17 protein-coding genes and 1 pseudogene are annotated in these 17419 nt (G+C 37.5%); 9 read left to right on the forward strand and 9 right to left on the reverse strand.

Features of this window, described 5'->3' with window-relative positions; all coding sequences use genetic code 11:
- Positions 1-3: 3 nt before the first annotated feature.
- Positions 4-2166, forward strand: coding sequence for a S9 family peptidase (locus tag DUT68_RS02280; RefSeq protein ID WP_113635330.1), 2163 nt, complete (start codon positions 4-6; stop codon positions 2164-2166).
- 55 nt (positions 2167-2221) lie between these two features.
- On the opposite strand, the gene hemF is transcribed toward DUT68_RS02280, so the two are convergent.
- The 4 genes from hemF to DUT68_RS02300 form a co-directional block, all read right to left on the reverse strand.
- Positions 2222-3118: an oxygen-dependent coproporphyrinogen oxidase gene (gene hemF / locus DUT68_RS02285; protein ID WP_237088245.1), complete on the reverse strand. Its 897-nt coding sequence runs from the start codon at positions 3116-3118 to the stop codon at positions 2222-2224.
- Positions 3119-3343: 225 nt separating this feature from the next.
- Entirely contained in the window at positions 3344-4570 is a 1227-nt protein-coding gene (locus tag DUT68_RS02290; RefSeq protein ID WP_113635334.1) for an MFS transporter, read from the reverse strand.
- Between the two features lie 97 nt (positions 4571-4667).
- Positions 4668-5786, reverse strand: a complete 1119-nt coding sequence (corA, locus tag DUT68_RS02295) for a magnesium/cobalt transporter CorA (protein ID WP_113635336.1) — start codon at positions 5784-5786, stop codon at positions 4668-4670.
- Between the two features lie 38 nt (positions 5787-5824).
- Entirely contained in the window at positions 5825-6427 is a 603-nt protein-coding gene (locus tag DUT68_RS02300; RefSeq protein WP_113635337.1) for a WbqC family protein, read from the reverse strand.
- A gap of 37 nt (positions 6428-6464) precedes the next feature.
- Here DUT68_RS02300 and DUT68_RS02305 point away from each other — a divergent pair, with 37 nt between their 5' ends.
- Both DUT68_RS02305 and DUT68_RS02310 read left to right on the forward strand, forming a co-directional pair.
- Positions 6465-7337, forward strand: a complete 873-nt coding sequence (locus DUT68_RS02305; RefSeq protein WP_113635339.1) for a lysophospholipid acyltransferase family protein — start codon at positions 6465-6467, stop codon at positions 7335-7337.
- Between the two features lie 19 nt (positions 7338-7356).
- Positions 7357-8376 (forward strand): glycosyltransferase family 2 protein, encoded by a 1020-nt coding sequence (locus DUT68_RS02310; protein WP_113635340.1) that lies wholly within the window; start codon positions 7357-7359, stop codon positions 8374-8376.
- Here the strand turns inward: DUT68_RS02310 and DUT68_RS02315 are convergent.
- Both DUT68_RS02315 and aroQ read right to left on the reverse strand, forming a co-directional pair.
- On the reverse strand, positions 8371-9099 hold the full coding sequence (locus DUT68_RS02315) for a TlpA family protein disulfide reductase (protein ID WP_113635342.1): 729 nt from the start codon (positions 9097-9099) through the stop codon (positions 8371-8373). The genes DUT68_RS02310 and DUT68_RS02315 overlap by 6 nt on opposite strands.
- A 24-nt stretch (positions 9100-9123) precedes the next feature.
- Entirely contained in the window at positions 9124-9555 is a 432-nt protein-coding gene (aroQ, locus tag DUT68_RS02320) for a type II 3-dehydroquinate dehydratase (protein WP_113635343.1), read from the reverse strand.
- Between the two features lie 126 nt (positions 9556-9681).
- Between aroQ and xerD the strand changes: the two genes are divergently transcribed.
- Positions 9682-10581 (forward strand): site-specific tyrosine recombinase XerD, encoded by a 900-nt coding sequence (xerD, locus tag DUT68_RS02325; RefSeq protein WP_113635345.1) that lies wholly within the window; start codon positions 9682-9684, stop codon positions 10579-10581.
- Between the two features lie 73 nt (positions 10582-10654).
- Here xerD and DUT68_RS02330 read toward each other — a convergent pair whose 3' ends face one another.
- Together DUT68_RS02330 and prmC are read right to left on the reverse strand one after the other, a co-directional pair.
- Entirely contained in the window at positions 10655-11518 is an 864-nt protein-coding gene (locus DUT68_RS02330; RefSeq protein ID WP_113635347.1) for an OmpA family protein, read from the reverse strand.
- A gap of 105 nt (positions 11519-11623) precedes the next feature.
- Entirely contained in the window at positions 11624-12502 is an 879-nt protein-coding gene (gene prmC, locus DUT68_RS02335) for a peptide chain release factor N(5)-glutamine methyltransferase (protein ID WP_113635349.1), read from the reverse strand.
- 113 nt (positions 12503-12615) lie between these two features.
- On the opposite strand from prmC, the gene ribD reads away from it, so the two are divergent.
- The 5 genes and pseudogenes from ribD (at position 12616) to DUT68_RS02360 (ending at position 16644) form a co-directional block, all read left to right on the forward strand.
- Positions 12616-13668 carry a bifunctional diaminohydroxyphosphoribosylaminopyrimidine deaminase/5-amino-6-(5-phosphoribosylamino)uracil reductase RibD gene (gene ribD / locus DUT68_RS02340; RefSeq protein ID WP_113635483.1) on the forward strand — a complete coding sequence of 351 codons (1053 nt, stop codon included), beginning with the start codon at positions 12616-12618 and terminating at the stop codon, positions 13666-13668.
- The gene (locus DUT68_RS02345; protein ID WP_113635351.1) at positions 13665-14531 is read left to right on the forward strand and encodes an EamA family transporter; all 867 of its coding nucleotides are present in this window, start codon (positions 13665-13667) and stop codon (positions 14529-14531) included. The genes ribD and DUT68_RS02345 overlap by 4 nt, the downstream gene beginning before the upstream one ends.
- Positions 14521-15135, forward strand: a pseudogene (locus DUT68_RS02350) (IMPACT family protein). The gene DUT68_RS02345 and the pseudogene DUT68_RS02350 overlap by 11 nt, the downstream one beginning before the upstream one ends.
- A 116-nt stretch (positions 15136-15251) precedes the next feature.
- Positions 15252-16124, forward strand: a complete 873-nt coding sequence (locus DUT68_RS02355) for a nucleoside phosphorylase (RefSeq protein WP_113635485.1) — start codon at positions 15252-15254, stop codon at positions 16122-16124.
- Between the two features lie 7 nt (positions 16125-16131).
- Complete coding sequence (locus DUT68_RS02360; RefSeq protein ID WP_113635353.1) at positions 16132-16644, forward strand: GtrA family protein; 513 nt, start codon at positions 16132-16134, stop codon at positions 16642-16644.
- On the opposite strand, the gene DUT68_RS02365 is transcribed toward DUT68_RS02360, so the two are convergent.
- Positions 16641-17417 (reverse strand): polysaccharide deacetylase family protein, encoded by a 777-nt coding sequence (locus DUT68_RS02365; RefSeq protein WP_113635355.1) that lies wholly within the window; start codon positions 17415-17417, stop codon positions 16641-16643. The two genes, DUT68_RS02360 and DUT68_RS02365, sit on opposite strands and share 4 nt — an antisense overlap.
- Positions 17418-17419: the final 2 nt, after the last annotated feature.

Raw genomic sequence — 17419 nt, forward strand, 5'->3', positions numbered from 1 at the left:
ATGATGAACATTAAAAATTTCATTGGTGCAGTTACCATTACGGTAAGTTTATTATCAACGGTAAAAGCACAAAATATCACATGGACTAAAGACGGGAACAGTTATTTGCAAAATAGCGGCGGTGAAATTGTAAAAGTTACCCTGCCAAAAGGCGATAGAACCACCATTGTAAGTCGCGAATTGCTTTATCCAGCAAATGGAAGTACACCAATTAAGGTAAGAAGTTTTCAGCTGAGCGATGATGGCAGCAAAGCGCTGATTTTCACAAACAGCAAAAAGGTTTGGCGTTACGATACTAGAGGCGATTATTGGGTGATTGATCTCAAGACAAATCAGCTCACCCAATTGGGCAAAGGCAAACCAGCTTCATCGTTAATGTTTGCTAAATTTTCACCAGATGCTACCAAAGTAGCCTACGTAAGTGGCCACAATATTTATGTGGAAGATCTTCAAACTAACAACATCAAACCATTAACTACTGACGGTACCGACAGATTGATCAATGGTACTTTTGACTGGGCTTATGAAGAGGAGTTTGATTGCAGAGATGGTTTTAGGTGGAGTCCTGATGGAAAATCTATCGCCTACTGGCAAATTGATGCTCGAAAAATACGCAACTTTCTGATGATCAATAATACCGATTCCATCTATTCTTTCAATGTTCCAGTAGAATATCCAAAAGTTGGTCAGGACCCTTCTGGCTGTAAGATTGGTGTGGTTGATGTGGCTGCTGCACAAACCAAGTGGCTTGCAGTTCCTGGAAGTCAGATACAAAATTATATCCCTAGAATGGATTGGGTACCAAACACCAACAACATTATTCTACAGCAGCTAAATCGTGAGCAAAATGTGAGTACTGTTTATTTGGCCAATGCAAATGATCTTACCTTAAAAGAAATTTACAAAGAAACAGATAAAGCTTGGATTGATGCGATTGAAAGTTTTGAGTGGATCAACAACAACAAAGAGTTTGTTTTAAAAACTGATAGAGATGGTTGGGCACATTTATATCGTGTAAACATCGATAATAAAAAAGCCACTTTGATTACCAATGGAAATTACGATGTGATTGACGTTAATTTGATTGACGAGGCTACCAACACCGTATATTTTAGTGCATCGCCAACCAATGCGACCCAAAAGTATCTTTACAAAACTAAACTAGATGGCAAAGGCAAGTTAGAAATGGTAACTCCTTCTGTGCTGCCTGGAACACATAATTACAACATCTCTCCAAATGCGGCTTTTGCAATGCACAGCTACCAAAGTTCTACCGTTAGACCTGTGAGCGAATGGATGAATTTCAAAACCAATAATCCGCTTACTATGCAAGGTAGCATTACCAGTCAGGTCGGTGCGCAGCAGCAGTCTAAAAATAAAGTTGAGTTTTTTAAAGTAACTACTGAAGATGGCGTTGAACTTGATGGATGGATGAAAAAACCAGACAATTTTGACCAAACTAAGAAGTATCCAGTGGTATTTTATGTTTACGGCGAACCAGCATCAGCAACTGCTTTAGATGTTTACAGCGCAGGAATGAACAGGTTATACGCTGGCGATATGGCAAAAGATGGCTACATCTACATTTCGATGGACAACCGTGGTGCACCTGTGCCAAAAGGTAAAGCTTGGCGCAAAGGCATTTACAAAAACATCGGTATCTTAAATATCAGAGATCAGGCGATGGCGGCGAAGAAATTATTAGCAACCAATGCTTTTATGGATAAAGATAGGGTTGCCGTTTGGGGATGGAGCGGTGGTGGTTCATCAACCTTAAACCTGTTGTTTCAATATCCTGATATTTACAAAACAGGAATTTCAATTGCTCCGGTTGCCAACCAGTTAACTTACGACAATATTTATCAGGAGCGCTACATGGGAACGCCATTTCCAACTACCGACGCTTATGTAGCGGGTTCACCTGTAACACATGCTAAAAACTTGAAAGGAAACTTGTTGTTGGTTCACGGTACTGGCGATGATAACGTACACTACCAAAACGCAGAAATGTTGATTAATGAACTGGTAAAATATCGTAAAACTTTCCAGTTGATGAGCTACCCTAACAGAACCCACAGCATTAGCGAAGGAGAAGGAACAAGCGAACATTTAGCATTAACTTTTACTAAGTTTTTGAAAGAAAATTGCCCTCCGGGAGCTAAATAACATTTGGTTGCCTACAAAAAAGCCTCATAGTTTTAATCCTATGAGGCTTTTTTACTTATACCCAATCAATTCCTTTTTTAAGGAGCTGCAAGGTTTGCTCCTCCTCTGAATTTGGCTTTGGTTGAGCATTGTAGTGCCATTTAGCAGTTGGTGGTAAACTCATTAAAATACTTTCAATTCTGCCGTTGGTTTCCAAACCAAACTTTGTACCCGAGTCATATACTAAATTGAATTCTGCATACCTACTTCTACGAAGATATTGCCACTCTTTGTTGAACTCATGATATTCCTTATCTCGGTTCCTGTCGATTAATTCTGTGTAAATAGGCAGGAAACTATTTCCTATCGCTAAGGAAAAATCAAGCAATTGATCGTAGCTTAAGTCTGTATTTTCAGGTTTTAGGCGATCATAAAAAATACCACCTACTCCCCTTGTCTCATCACGATGTTTGATGAAAAAGTAATCATCAGCTTGAGCCTTAAATTTGCTATAAAAATCTGCTTTAAATTGATCACAGGCTTGTTTTAAATGGTAGTGAAAAAACCGCACATCAGTTGGAATCACGTAATGTGGTGTCAAATCTATACCTCCACCAAACCAACGAGTTTGTTCATCCATTTCGAAATAACGAATGTTCATGTGAATAATTGGCACAAACGGATTTTCTGGGTGGATTACAATAGAAACACCAGTTGCAAAAAACTCGTCATTTTCAACTTTAAAGGCTTTTTTAACTGCTTCTGGTAATTTACCGTAAACCGCCGAAAAATTAACCCCTCCCTTTTCAATTACATTTCCATGCTGCATTACCCGGGTCCTACCACCCCCTCCGCCATCGCGTTCCCATATTTCTTCTTCAAAAAATGCTTTGCCATCAGCAACTTCCAACCCCCCACAAATGCTATCCTGTATTTGTCGATAAGCTTCAGCAACTTTTTCCTTAAACATGATTTCCTCCAATTGTTTCTACAAATTTACGCTTATTGGCGGGCTTGTTACCTTTAGAATTTTAGATAGTACATTAGATTGACACTTTAAGGAGAAAGGATAAAAATCTGTTAGATTGACATGACTTAACATTATCTAAATGAAAAGCATTGCCATAAAAATTAGCAGGATAGGAATAGTTTAGCGGATCTATGAAATCTGCTAAACTTTGAAGCGAGTACGTAGGCCTTATTTCTCTACGTAATCCAAATCTTTACTAAAAGTTTCCTTAAGCTGACTTAAAGCCAAAATTGAAATGAAAATACAAACGGCACCAACAACCATTGCACCCTGTAAAATTCCAAGTTTATCTTTAAAATAAATGAAGCTACTGGTAATTAATATCAACGAACCTCTGATGAAATTAGGAACGGTGGTAGTTACCGTAGCCCTTAAATTAGTACCAAATTGCTCGGCTGCAATAGTTACAAAAGTTGCCCAATAACCAGAGGCAAAACCCAACAACAAGCTAAGCGTGATGAACCTTTCTGGAGTTAACCCAAACGAATATAGATAAACTGCAATGGCTACGCCAGATAGCAATAAGAATATAAGCATTACCTGTTTTCTTGATTTAAGCATTTGCGAAAGGAAGCCTGCAACTACATCACCAATTGAAATACCAATATAGCAATACATAATTCCCTTACCAGCATCCAAAGCACCACTAGCTTTTAAAGCTTTACCAAACTCGGGCGAGAAGGTAATAAGTACCCCCACCACATACCACAGCGGCAAGCCGATGAAAATACAGCAAATGTATTTTTTAAACCTAGACCAGTTGTTAAAAAGCATGAAAAAATTACCTCGCTGTACGTTTTCGTTTTCGGTAGTTTCTTTAAACATACCTGATTCTGCCAAACCAACCCTTAACGAAAGCAAAAGTAAACCCATACCACCACCGATAAAATAACTGGTTTGCCAGGTATAGCGCTCAGAAATTTGAGCTGCCATTACCGCCCCCATCAATCCCACGCAAGCTACAACCATAGTGCCGTAGCCTCTATTTTTCTTACTCATCGTTTCAGCTACAAGCGTGATACCAGCGCCCAATTCTCCAGCTAAACCTACTCCTGCAATAAAACGAATAATCGTATACTGATCTACTGTGGTGGCAAAACCATTGGCGATATTTGCCAAAGAATAAGTGATAATAGAGCCAAAAAGCACACTCAATCTTCCCTTTTTATCACCCAATATGCCCCAAATTAGTCCGCCTACCAACATACCTAGCATTTGACTATTAATGATAGTGGCTCCAACCTTCAGCATATCATCGGGAGCAACACCTAAATCTTTAAGGCTTTGTACACGTACAACGGAAAATAAAATTAAATCATAAATATCTACGAAATAGCCTAAAGATGCTACTAAAATGATGAGAGCAATGTTTTTGCGTTTAGCTTGTTGGTCCATTATAGTTTAGTTTGATAAAGTGAAACTACAAAAAATCTTCAACAAAAAAACTATTATTAAAAAAAATTAAAAATAAATATTTACTTATTTAATTTTATTATTTAAACCAGCCTTTACGCCAAAAAATAAATATTTGCACCACGCCTATCAACCCCATTATTAGCATGGTATAAAAATAGCCGTGTTCTTGATATAACTCGGGCATATTGAACGGCATAATTTTGCCAGTAACAGGATCCTGTTTGGCGAAATTCATTCCATAAATACCTGCAATAAAAGTCAGCGGAATAAAAATGGACGAAATAATCGTCAACACTTTCATAATCTCATTCATGCGATTGCTGATGATAGACAAATACATATCAATATTACTGGAAGAAATTTCTTTCATACTTTCAACCATATCCATTAGCTGCACACAATGATCGTAGGCATCTTTAATGAACATTTTTGTTTGATCTGAAATTAAATCACTTTCGGTGCGTAAGATGTCGTTCATTTTATCCCGTTCAGGCCAAATCACCCTACGCAATGCGATGAGGTTTCTTTTAACCAGCTGCATTTCATACATCACTGATTTATCCGGATTAGCAAGCAAACGGTCTTCTATCAAATCCATATCTTCGCTCCACTCATTCAGGACTGCAAAATACTCATCAACAATCATGTCCATGAGCGCATACATTAGGTAGCCTGTACCGCCTACGCGGATGTTTCCTTTTCCCTCCTTCAACCGGTTACGAACCGCATCTAAACAGTCGCCATAGGTTTCCTGAAAGGTGTAAAGCACATTTTTAGTTTGAATGAAAGAAACTTGCTGATTTTCCAATCCCCTATCTTCAGCTACGCTCAGCATCCTGCTTATGGCAAAATTATACTGGTCGTACTCTTCAAATTTAGGGCGATGATAAGTGCGTGTAATATCCTCCAAAACCAATTTATGAATATGCAGCTCCTCACTTAAAACATTAAAAAGCTCAGCCGAATTCAACCCCTTTATTTCAACCCAATAAAAATGGGCTTCGTTTTTAGTCCGTTTAGAAATATCTTGTAAGCTGTTAAGCGATACTACGTCGAATTCTTCAGCACTGAAAGTATACAAGCTTATCTTAGGCTTTAGCGAGTTTTCATCAATGTAGATAAAACCCGGTGTAGTTCCCGGTTCTGGAACCGCATACTTCTTTTTCTTATGCTTAAAGCGTATTGGTTTCGACATATCTGACTTTTTTAATTCCAAAATAAAGATGGCAACTACTAAAAATAGTTTTTAGCCTGTGGACCTTGATTAAACAACAAATCAACAATACTTAAATTTGGCATAAATTCGTTTCTATCGCTGAACACTTGAAAATACGACTTTGTTTGCACTAGAGGCACCTCTCTTTTAGTCATCGCATTTCGGTAATCTAATTGTACCTCTTCATCATAATTAGCTGTTGTAGTTAATGGCACATTCAATTTCAACTGCTTATTGAGCCAGGTTAGTATTTCGTAGTTATAATCAAAAAGGTATTCGTACTTTTTTTCGTAGAACGATGCTAAACCATCTTCATAAAATTCAAAGTATGCCGAGCTACGATAGCAATTTTGAAGGCTTAACCAATGTAAACGCTGCCAACGCTCATCGTAACTAATTTTAACATCTTTATATGGCGTATGTATCTTCGCTCCTTTTACTACCGGTATAGCCAAATCTAATCGTCCATTTGGCGAGGCTATTGTGGCCCGGTTACGAAAGGTTTGTTTCGGAAAATGCTCAAATTTTTCTAGTGTAAATTCGAAATTATTTTCTTTTAGCAATGTAAAATAACTAACAGGAGGAAGATAAAATAGTGGAAATATAGCTTGATTTTGCATCTGATATTTTAAGTTTGCAATTCAGTTGGCCAAATTAATGATTAAAAAAGGTTTTTTGCGAATAGGTACTTTTTTTTTGCATCTGCTATCCTACCTGCCGTTATGGTTTTTGTTTGGCATTTCTAGCCTGCTTTACTATTTGGTCTATCACGTAGTTGGTTACCGGAAGAAAATTGTCCGCAAAAATTTAACGCTCTCCTTCCCAGAAAAATCTGAACAGGAAATTATTGCTATAGAGCGCAAATTCTATCGTTATTTAACTGATTTAATGGTGGAGATCTTGAAAATGAGTTCCATCAGCAAAGCCGAAGTGTTCAAGCGTGTAAAAATGAACAACTTTCATTTGGCAGAGGCATATTTTGAAAAAGGTGAAAGCGTACTTTCTTGTAGCGGGCATTATGGAAATTGGGAATTGGGAATGATGGCAGCTGGATTGCAATTTTCCATCAATCCGCATGTAATTTACAAACCCATCAACAATAAGGTTTTTGAAGAATGGTTCAATGCACTAAGGACGAAGTTTGGTAATGTATTTGTTCCCATGCGACAGACGCTGAGAGCAGTTGCAGCCACGAGAAAAGAGGCCAGCATGTTTTGTTTTGCTAGCGATCAAAGTCCAACAATATCTGATGTGCAACATGTTATTGAGTTTCTACATCAGCCAACTTCTGTTTTGTTGGGTTTGGAGAAAATAGCAAAGCAAACTAACCGCCCGGTTTTTTATTTCGATATTAGAAGGAAAAAGCGTGGTTACTATGAGATTGACTGTATTCCGATGTGCTTGAACCCAGATGAGACTAAAGAATTTGAAATTACAGAACTGTTTTTTAAACATTTGGCTGTAACTATACAAGAAGAACCGCAATACTGGCTTTGGAGCCACAACAGATGGAAAGCCAATAGATCATAAATTTTTGACTTTGATAAAGATGAACCCTAGTGTAGCTGTAGTAATTTTAAATTGGAACGGTCGGAAATTTTTAGAGCAGTTTTTGCCCAGCGTTGTACAAACAGCGTATGATAATCTTAGTATCATCGTTGCCGATAATGCTTCAACGGATGATTCGGTGGCTTTTGTTCAACAGCAATATCCGCAAGTACGCCTCATCATAAACGATCAAAACTATGGCTTTGCAGAAGGATACAATAAAGCGCTGCAACAAGTTGATGCAGCTTATTTTGTTTTACTCAATTCAGATGTTGAAGTGCCAAAAAACTGGGTAAAGCCAGTAATTGATTTGATGGAAAGCGACGCTGCAATTGCAGTGGCACAGCCAAAAATTAAATTACAGGCCAGCCAACATTTTTTTGAACATGCTGGTGCAGCCGGTGGTTTCATTGATTACTTTGGTTACACTTTTTGCAGGGGAAGGTTATTTGATACTTTGGAAGAAGATAACGGGCAGTACAATACTGATATTGATATTTTTTGGGCTAGTGGTGCGGCGTTTTTCATTAAAGCCTCCGCTTGGCACCAAGCTGGTGGCTTAGATGCAGATTTGTTTGCTCACATGGAGGAAATTGATTTGTGTTGGCGTTTAAAAAACCTAGGTCACAAAGTTGTATGTTGCACCGCGACGGAAGTTTACCACGTTGGAGGTGGCACATTAAACGTAGGGAGCCCATTTAAAAGCTATCTCAATTTTAGGAACAATCTCATCATTATGCAAAAAAACCTCCCGTTTTGGGAGGCATTTTACAAAGTTCTAATTCGTTTATGGATAGATTTAGCGGCATGGTTTCAATTCGCTTTTAAAGGGCAGTGGAAATTTGTTTTTGCTATTAGTAAGGCTCACTGCCATTTTTTTAAATATTTCTTCAAAACAGCTGCTAAACGTAAAAGCCCACAAATTGCATTAGCAAAACATACAGGTGTATACCATGCTAGTGTGGTTTGGAATTACTTCATCAAAAAGAAAACTAAGTTTACCGATTTGAAAGGCTTATAGCTGTTCTTTGATGACTTTATCCACCCAGTAAACTGTATTTGAGGCAAGTCCCATCGTGCTAAATTTCACTGTTCCATCTTTTCCAACCACTACATGCGTTGGATAACCTTTAATATCATATTTATCAGAAAAATATCTCCCATCTGGAACGATGTTGTAGTTAAACGGAGATAATTTCAAGAAATTTTTCAAACTGTAAGAGTCGTCCAAAGCAATGGCAATAAATTTGACGTTTGGGTTTTCTTTGTATTTTTCAACTAAATCATTTAATTCAGGGATTTCCTTTTTACAAGGCGGGCAGTTAATAAACCAAAAATTAAATACTACCACTTTTCCTGTATCAGTCTTAAAATCATATTTATTCCCGCTTAAATCCTTCATTTTTTCAAATTTGAACTTTTGGCCGTCTGTAAATGCTTCGCTAGGGCGTGGTTGAGGTAATTTGGCCAACATCTCGGCACGTCGCTTTCTGTACACTTCCATTTGTTCAGCGGTCATTCTGTAAAGCTGAAATTCGGGAGCTACACCATCGTTTCTCGCCACTAACTTAGCTGAATATTGTCCAGTTTCTAATAACTTTTTCCAAATGGCATAAGGATAAACGCTACCATTTTCGTCTTTTACAACTGCATTTTCGTCTAATTTAGGTTGTTTAACGGCTGTTTGTCCGTTCGAAAAATAGAAGCTAAAAAGTAAAATAATAAGGAGTGAAGTCTTTTTCATTCTGCGTTAATTAAATAAATTTTATTAAACCTGGCTATAATGGAAGAGCAAACTTTCGATTGCTAAGCGATAGCCATTTAACCCGAAACCGGTAAGAACACCTTTGCAGTTTTTTCCGGTCAAAGATACATGTCTAAACTCTTCTCTAGCATAAATATTGGAAACATGAACTTCTACTACGGGAGTTTTTATCGCTGCAATAGCGTCAGCAATGGCCACCGAAGTATGTGTATAACCACCAGCATTAATGATAATTCCATCGTATGAAAAGCCAACTTCATGCAATTTGTTAATCAATTCGCCTTCCACATTACTTTGGTAATAATCAATTTGCAATATCGAATATTGCTCTCTCAATTTCTCGATGTATTGGTCAATACTTTCTGAGCCATAAATTGTTGGTTCTCTTAAACCCAACAAATTCAAATTTGGGCCGTTGATAATTTGTATCTTCATTTAACTGCTTTTAATTACCACAATAGCAACTCACAAATAAATAATGCTTTAAGGCTGTATAACTAAAAAGCTAATGTATTTTTGTAGCTGTTGCGTAACACAATGTTATAAAAAAGAACTCAAAAAATGAACTCTAGCCCGTATATTAAAGGATTTGCTGCCTACTTAAAACTAGAACGTTCATTGGCAGATAATAGCATTGCAGCTTACCTTAGAGATGTGGAGAAGCTTTTCCAGTATCTAAGTTGTATGGGAGAAGAGTTATCGATACAGCAAATTAAATTAAAAAACTTAAGAGATTTTTTAGTTTGGCTGAATGACTTAGGCGCCGAAGCAAGTACGCAAGCAAGGGTTGTTTCAGGCATTAAATCCTTTTTTTGGTATTTAACAGAGGAAGAATTAATTAGCGTTAACCCGGCAGAATTGTTAGAAACACCAAAGAAGACCAGAAAATTACCGGATACTTTAAACGTTCATGAAATTAATTTATTAGTAGCAGCAATTGATGCCTCCAAACCGGAAGGAATGCGTAACAAAGCTATTATTGAAACACTGTATAGTTGTGGCTTACGAGTAAGCGAACTTACTGAGCTTAAAATTTCCAATCTGTTTGAAGAAACCGAATTTATCAAAATTGTTGGGAAAGGTAACAAAGAACGAATTGTACCCATTGGTGCTACCGCCTTAAAATTTATTAAAATTTACATAGATGAAGTGCGAGTACACCAAAACATTAAAAAAGGAAACGAAGATTTTATTTTCCTAAATCGTTTTGGAGCCAAGCTGTCCCGTATCGCTATCTTTAATCTCATCAAGTCTCTTGCAGTAGCGGCTGGGATAGATAAAATAATTAGTCCGCATACATTAAGACACTCCTTTGCCACTCATTTAATAGAAGGCGGTGCCGATTTACGAGCCATCCAAGAAATGCTTGGACATGCCAGTATAACAACTACCGAAATTTATATGCACCTAGACCGCGATTATCTTAAAACGGTAATTACGCAGTTTCATCCTAGGGCATAAAAAAACCGCAGATGAATTAACATCTGCGGTTATAAACTTTTTAAAGGCTATTTCCGTAAAACGGATTTGTCAATTAATTGCTAGGCTTTTCAGCTGATTTACCTATCAAATCCATAAATTGATCCAATTTAGGGGTAATGATAATCTGCGTACGACGGTTTTTTGCTTTACCAGCGGCGGTATCGTTAGACGCAATTGGATTGTATTCTCCTCTACCTCCAGCTGTCAATCTTTTTGGATCTACGCCATAGTTATTCTGCAATGTTTGCACAACAGATGAGGCTCTTAGCGCACTTAAATCCCAGTTGTTTCTGATGTTACTCATTTTAATTGGAACGTTATCGGTATTACCTTCAACTAAAACTTCATAATCTTTGTAATCAGTGATGATTTTAGCAATTTTCGCCAAAGTCGCCCCTGCTTTATCTGAAATTTCATAACTACCAGATTTGTACAACATATTGTCTGACAGAGAAATATACACCACACCTTTAAGCACTTGTACATCTACGTCACTCATCTCTTCCCTACTTAATGATCGTGTTAAATTGTTAGTTAACACCATATTAAGCGAATCACTTTTATTTTTTGCGGCTATAAGCTCTTTGATGTATTTATTAGAGCTGTTAATTTCATCAACCAGTTTCGAAATATTAACATTACCCTGACTACTTGCGTTTAAGCATTTATTCAAAGCATCTTGCAGTTCCTTTGCGTTGGCACGTTCTCTAGCAATTGCCTCGTCCAAACTTGTAATCCTAGTTTTGGCGTTAGATAGCTCAGATTCAGTACCTATCAATTTTTTATTGAGATCGTTATATTGCTGTTGCACTTCGTTAAAATTACCTTGCAACTCAGCGTATTTCTTTTTGCTAACACCACAACTGGCAAATAGCACAACACCTAGTATTGCTGATATTGATTTTAAATGTTTCATGACAATTAATTTAATTGGTTAAAAATCTAAATATCAACAATGCTAAAGCCAAAAAAGTTTTGGGATAGGTTCGTTAGTATATTTATAGCAAGGGTTTATATCGAATTAAATAGGCTTTTGGGCGCTAATCATACGGTCTTTACCCTGCATATCTAATTTTAGTCGGATAGCCTCGAAACCCTTATCATGCAGCATTTTCACAGTTTCTTTCCCTAAAGCAGCATTAATTTCGAAGTACAACGTCCCTCCAGGTTTCAGATGCTTATTGGCAAAATCAGCAATTGCCTCGTAAAAAATCAGCGGTCGATCATTGGCAACAAATAGGGCCGTGTGTGGTTCATTTGCCAACACATTTTGATGCATTGCAGTTTTTTCCTCTTCCATAATATAGGGCGGATTACTTACAATTACATCTAGGTTGAGCATCTTAGCTTCTATCTGGGAATTCAAGATATCATCTTCAATAAAAACGACGGGAACTTCATTTAACAACGCATTTTGTTTGGCTGTTGTTAAAGCTGCAGTTGAAATATCAATTGCGGAAACTTGGGCTTTTGGTAAGTGCTTTTTCAATACTATCGCGATACAACCACTTCCTGTTCCAATATCTAATAAACTGATATTTAACTTACTATAATCTTCATCTGAAGTTTTACGACAAGTGGTCAATATCCATTCAACAAGCTCCTCAGTTTCAGGACGTGGAATTAAAACTGATGGATTAACGTTAAATTTCAGACCGTAAAATTCTGCATATCCCAAAATGTATTGTATGGGTTTACCTAGAACCAGTTCATTTAAGATATTATTGAGTCGCAATAAAGCAGTGTCGGGAACAATTTGTTGTTTATTTAGCAAATAATCACTTCTATTATAGCCAAGTGTATCCTTTACAGCCATTAAAAATAGCGACTGTACTTCTTCCTCATCGTAGAGAAGGTTTAATTTATCTTGATATAATTGAACTAGCTCGATGAATTGCATGGGATTAAAAACTTTGTTGATGGGATCAAAACAAAGTTTAAATGTACAAAAATGTGACTAATGCTTCAAATTTGGCATCGGCGAATGCCAAAATAAAAGTTATTTTTGTGCTGATGAATGACGAATTTTACATGCGCCGCTGTTTGGAACTTGCTCTAAAAGGCAAAGGAAATGTTAGCCCAAATCCGCTGGTTGGTTGTGTGATAGTTCATGACAATCAAATTATTGGTGAAGGTTATCATCAGAAATTTGGTCAGGCACATGCCGAAGTAAATGCAATTAATGATGTATTGCAGCAACATGGTGATTATGCTGCTGAACTTTTATCGAATGCTACCGCCTATGTTTCTTTAGAGCCATGTGCCCATTTTGGAAAAACACCACCATGCGCTGATTTGTTAGTGAAACATCAGTTAAAAAAGGTGGTAATTGGCAATACAGATCCATTTGATAGTGTGAATGGCAAAGGCATTGAGAAACTAAAAAATGCAGGTATATTAGTGGTATCGGGGGTACTTGATGATGAGTGCAGGGAGATCAACCGTAGGTTTTTTACTAGAATTACCCAGCAGCGCCCCTATCTTATTTTAAAATGGGCACAAACTTCAGATGGATTTTTCGCCCCTTTAGATCAAACGCAGCGTTGGATTTCAGGCTCCGAAGCCAAAGTACTTAGCCATCAATGGCGTAGCGAAGAAGATGCCATTTTAGTAGGTAAGAATACGGTGTTAGCCGATAATCCACAGCTGAACACTCGTGAAGTGCAAGGTAAAAATCCAATACGCATAGTGGTTGACAAGTCTTTATCAATTCCGGAAGATTACCATATTTTTAATGGGGATGCCAAAACTATCATTTTCAACGAAGTAAAAACGGAAGTAGTTAACAACATTCACTATGTGCAGATGGAAGACATGCACTTCTATTTACCTCAGAAAATAGCTTACCAACTTTACCTGATGGACATCCAATCGGTAATCATAGAGGGCGGGGCCAATTTGCTTCAGCAATTTATTAAAGATGGACTTTGGGACGAAGCCCGCATCTTTACCGCTAATGTGAATTGGGAAAATGGGATTAAAGCGCCACAAATTAATGGAGAATTAATGGATGAAATTTCAGTTGGAAATGATAAATTGCAGGTTTTAAAGCAAATTAAGTTATGATTTATTTAGTGTTGAGCGTTATTTGCAGTGTAACCGTAGGCGTACTTTTAAAACTTGCTAAACGCTATCAAATCAATATCACCCAAGCCGTTACGTGGAATTACTTATTTGCAATTTTATTAAGTTTAATTTGTTTTAAACCTAATTTAAGTGGAATTAGCTTGAGTTCCCTTACGCCTACCTATTACATCCTTGGATTATTGTTACCTACCTTATTCCTTGCTTTGGGATTATCTGTTAGGAAAGCAGGACTAGCCAGAACTGATATTGCCCAGCGTCTATCCTTATTTATCTCGCTCAGCGCTGCATATTTTTTGTTTAAAGAAAGTTTTGACAGGTATAAAGAAGTAGCGGTAGTATTTGGATTTTTGGCAATTATCTTCACCATGTACCGCAAAGGCGATAGAATGACGAGCAAAAAAAGTTGGCTATATCTTTTACTGGTGTTTCTAGGTTTTGGCGCTGTTGATATCCTTTTCAAAATGGTAAGCCAAATTACCGAAGTACCTTACACCACCTCGCTATTCATTATCTATACCATTGCTTTTTTACTTTCCATTTTATACCTCTTATATCTTGTAGTTCAAAAGAAAACAAAACTTCAACTGGTTAATTTCTTTTGCGGTTGTATTTTAGGAATCTTTAATTTCGGCAACATTTTATTCTATTTGGAAGCGCATCGTTCGATGTCTAACAACCCCTCAACTGTATTTGCGGCAATGAATATGGGTGTAATTGTAGCGGGAAGCTTAATAGGGATATTCATTTTTAGGGAAAAACTAAGCAACTGGAATTATGTGGGTTTGGCTCTAGCTATCGCTTCTATCGTTTTAATTACCTTATCCAAATTGTATGCTGTTTAATGATACCTACCAAACCATCCGTGAAGCTACCGAAGGAATTTTTAGGGATAAAGGTAGCAAGTTTATAGCATACGCCTACCCCATCAAAACTGAAAACGAGATCAAAGAAATTATTGCGGTACTTAGAAATGAGCACGCCAAAGCCAGACATTTTTGCTGGGCGATGCGTTTAACGCCCGACCGAAATGTACATCGTTTTAATGATGATGGAGAGCCTTCGGGAACTGCGGGAAGACCCATTTTAAATGCACTTTTATCAGCAGATGTTACTAACATTTTGGTAGTGGTGGCGAGGTATTTTGGAGGGACATTACTAGGTGTACCAGGTTTGATTAATGCATACAAATCAGCCACGCAAGAAGCGCTCAGTGCAGCAAACATTGTTCAGAAAACGGTTAACGATGTGTAGGAAGTTAACTTCGATTACCTGGCTATGAATGATGTAATGAAAATCATTAAGGAAGAACAACTGAATGTATTAAGTCAGGATTTTGATACGAAATGCCAGATAACTTTTGAAGTTAGGAAATCAAATTTAAACCAAGTTTTGAACAAATTAGACAAGGTAGAAGGTTTGAAAACCGTATATTTAGGGACAGTTTAGTTAGGGATTAGGTGTTAGGAATTAGTGAATAGGTGTTAGTGGTTAGTAGGTTAAAGGCGCTATTCTACAACCAACCAATTAAACAAATAGCAATTAACAAATCAAGTATTGTACTAATGAACCAATCAGCAAAGTTATCAGAAGCGGATTTAATCATCAACCAAGACGGAAGTATTTACCATTTGAATTTACTTCCTGAAGACATTGCCGATACAGTGATTACTGTTGGAGATTTAGACAGGGTTCCAGAAGTAAGCAAGCATTTTGACCGTATCGAACTAAAGAAAGGAAAACGTGAGTTTATTACGCATACAGGCTACATTGGAAGTAAGCGACTTACGGTAATTTCTACAGGAATTGGCACGGATAACATCGATATTGTTTTAAATGAATTGGATGCTTTGGTAAATATCGATTTTGATTCTAGAACAGTTAAGCCGCAGTTGAAATCGCTAAATTTGATTAGAATTGGCACTTCGGGCGCTATACAACCTGACCTACCAATGGGAACTATCTTGGCATCATCTCACGGCTTAGGTTTCGATGCACTGATGCATTACTACGAACAGCAACTACGTGAAGAAGAGCAGTCACTGCTCAAAGATATCCATACACATTTTGGCAATATGGATGGCATTAAACCTTACCTCAATGTAGCTGATAAAAGTTTGCTTGAGCAATTTGCTCACGATATGCCAACTGGGATTACTGCAACAGCGCCGGGTTTTTATGCTCCTCAGGGTAGAAAAGTTAGGGCAAAGGGTACAATAAGTGATTTTATTGGGAAATTAAACTCATTCGCCAGTAAAAACCAACGCATTACCAACCTAGAAATGGAAACTGCTGGGATTTATGCTTTGGCCAACACACTTGGCCATAAAGCACTATCAATCAATGCGATTTTAGCTAGCAGAGTGAAGTTTGAGTTTAGCACCAATCCAAATGCGATTGTAGAAAAGGCCATCACAACGATATTAGAGAGAATTTAACTGACAGATGAATTTCGCCAAAGGTTTACGAGCCATATTGCTTCCTGTAATCGATTTTTTTTATCCTCCATTTAGAAAGATATTTGATTTACAAACATTTAGATATTTAGCTTGTGGCGGTGGAAATGCTGCATTAAACCTATTAACTTTTTACCTAGCGTACAATTTCATTTTTCAACAAGAAGTTGTTTACTTGATGTCCTATCCTGTAAGCAGATATATTGCCGCTTACTTACTTGCGCTATCAATCAGTTTCCCCATAGGATTTACACTTAATAAGTTCGTTGTATTTCAGCAGTCTAATTTACAAAGCCATGTACAGCTCTTTAGGTATGCGTTTGTAACCGTAAGTAGCATTTTATTTGATTACCTGCTGCTACACTTTCTTGTTGGCTATTTAGGGTTTTGGGCAACACCGTCACAAGCCTTAATTATTGTTTTTCTATCCTTGTATGCTTATTTCTGCCAAACGTATTTCACATTTAAAACGGTAAAGTCGCCAGCCGAAAAGGAAAGTTAATCAACACTTTCTAAAAACGATGCAATAGTTGATGTTGGATAGTGATTGCGATTGATCCAAGCCATCAGCTGATCCAAGCGGTCTTTCATCTTTAATCCGGTATTCCTACTTACATAGCCTGGGAAGCCAAAGCGCTGTTTGTCGTTTAAATCATAAAACTCCCAAGGATGGAAGTAAATGTTGACGTAGCCATCTTTGCGGTAAGCCTTATTGAAGATGTGTTTGTAGTACCATAACGGGAAATTATGAAAAGAAAGCCAAAAAAGCGGAATACGGAAAATTGGCGTAACAGAAGCTGGCAACTGCATTACGCCTCCTAATTTGTAGTAAGTACGTGAGATATGCAAGTTGTTGTACCTTCCGGGCAGTAAAGTTGGATTGATGGAACTGTTGTAAGTATATCCGGCTTTTTCAATTTCTTCATCACTAACTGGCGCCATTCTGGGCATTCTAAAGCCAGTTACCTGCAGGCCCGAAAGTTCTTCCAACTTCTCCTTCGACTTGCGAAGATCTGCATCCTCAAATTTCGAATGGTAATAAGTATGCGAAGCCAACTCATGTCCATCGGTTTTTATCCTAGCGATGATTTCAGGCGCATTAATGGCAAAAGTTGCAGTCGAAAAAAACGTAGCCTTAAATTGATGTTTCTTTAGTAAATCCAAAATGACATGGCAACCACCTACAGATATACTCATCTGATCTTCAAAAGAGATCTCCTTACCATATTCAAATGGCATATCAAATTCTTCAATATCAAAACTTAACAATACCATGG

This window comes from Pedobacter zeaxanthinifaciens (assembly GCF_003313335.1).
GTDB classification, from domain to species: domain Bacteria; phylum Bacteroidota; class Bacteroidia; order Sphingobacteriales; family Sphingobacteriaceae; genus Pedobacter; species Pedobacter zeaxanthinifaciens.

Excerpts from the sequence above, each read along its gene's own strand:
- DUT68_RS02315 (WP_113635342.1), bottom strand. The coding sequence starts at position 9,099 with ATGAAAAAGACTTCACTCCTTATTATTTTACTTTTTAGCTTCTATTTT.
- DUT68_RS02355 (WP_113635485.1), top strand. The coding sequence starts at position 15,252 with ATGAACCAATCAGCAAAGTTATCAGAAGCGGATTTAATCATCAACCAA.
- DUT68_RS02360 (WP_113635353.1), top strand. The coding sequence starts at position 16,132 with ATGAATTTCGCCAAAGGTTTACGAGCCATATTGCTTCCTGTAATCGAT.
- prmC (WP_113635349.1), bottom strand. The coding sequence starts at position 12,502 with ATGCAATTCATCGAGCTAGTTCAATTATATCAAGATAAATTAAACCTT.
- aroQ (WP_113635343.1), bottom strand. The coding sequence starts at position 9,555 with ATGAAGATACAAATTATCAACGGCCCAAATTTGAATTTGTTGGGTTTA.
- DUT68_RS02310 (WP_113635340.1), top strand. The coding sequence starts at position 7,357 with ATGAACCCTAGTGTAGCTGTAGTAATTTTAAATTGGAACGGTCGGAAA.
- DUT68_RS02305 (WP_113635339.1), top strand. The coding sequence starts at position 6,465 with ATGATTAAAAAAGGTTTTTTGCGAATAGGTACTTTTTTTTTGCATCTG.
- DUT68_RS02280 (WP_113635330.1), top strand. The coding sequence starts at position 4 with ATGAACATTAAAAATTTCATTGGTGCAGTTACCATTACGGTAAGTTTA.
- corA (WP_113635336.1), bottom strand. The coding sequence starts at position 5,786 with ATGTCGAAACCAATACGCTTTAAGCATAAGAAAAAGAAGTATGCGGTT.
- DUT68_RS02345 (WP_113635351.1), top strand. The coding sequence starts at position 13,665 with ATGATTTATTTAGTGTTGAGCGTTATTTGCAGTGTAACCGTAGGCGTA.
- ribD (WP_113635483.1), top strand. The coding sequence starts at position 12,616 with ATGAATGACGAATTTTACATGCGCCGCTGTTTGGAACTTGCTCTAAAA.
- xerD (WP_113635345.1), top strand. The coding sequence starts at position 9,682 with ATGAACTCTAGCCCGTATATTAAAGGATTTGCTGCCTACTTAAAACTA.
- DUT68_RS02330 (WP_113635347.1), bottom strand. The coding sequence starts at position 11,518 with ATGAAACATTTAAAATCAATATCAGCAATACTAGGTGTTGTGCTATTT.
- DUT68_RS02365 (WP_113635355.1), bottom strand. The coding sequence starts at position 17,417 with ATGGTATTGTTAAGTTTTGATATTGAAGAATTTGATATGCCATTTGAA.
- DUT68_RS02290 (WP_113635334.1), bottom strand. The coding sequence starts at position 4,570 with ATGGACCAACAAGCTAAACGCAAAAACATTGCTCTCATCATTTTAGTA.
- DUT68_RS02300 (WP_113635337.1), bottom strand. The coding sequence starts at position 6,427 with ATGCAAAATCAAGCTATATTTCCACTATTTTATCTTCCTCCTGTTAGT.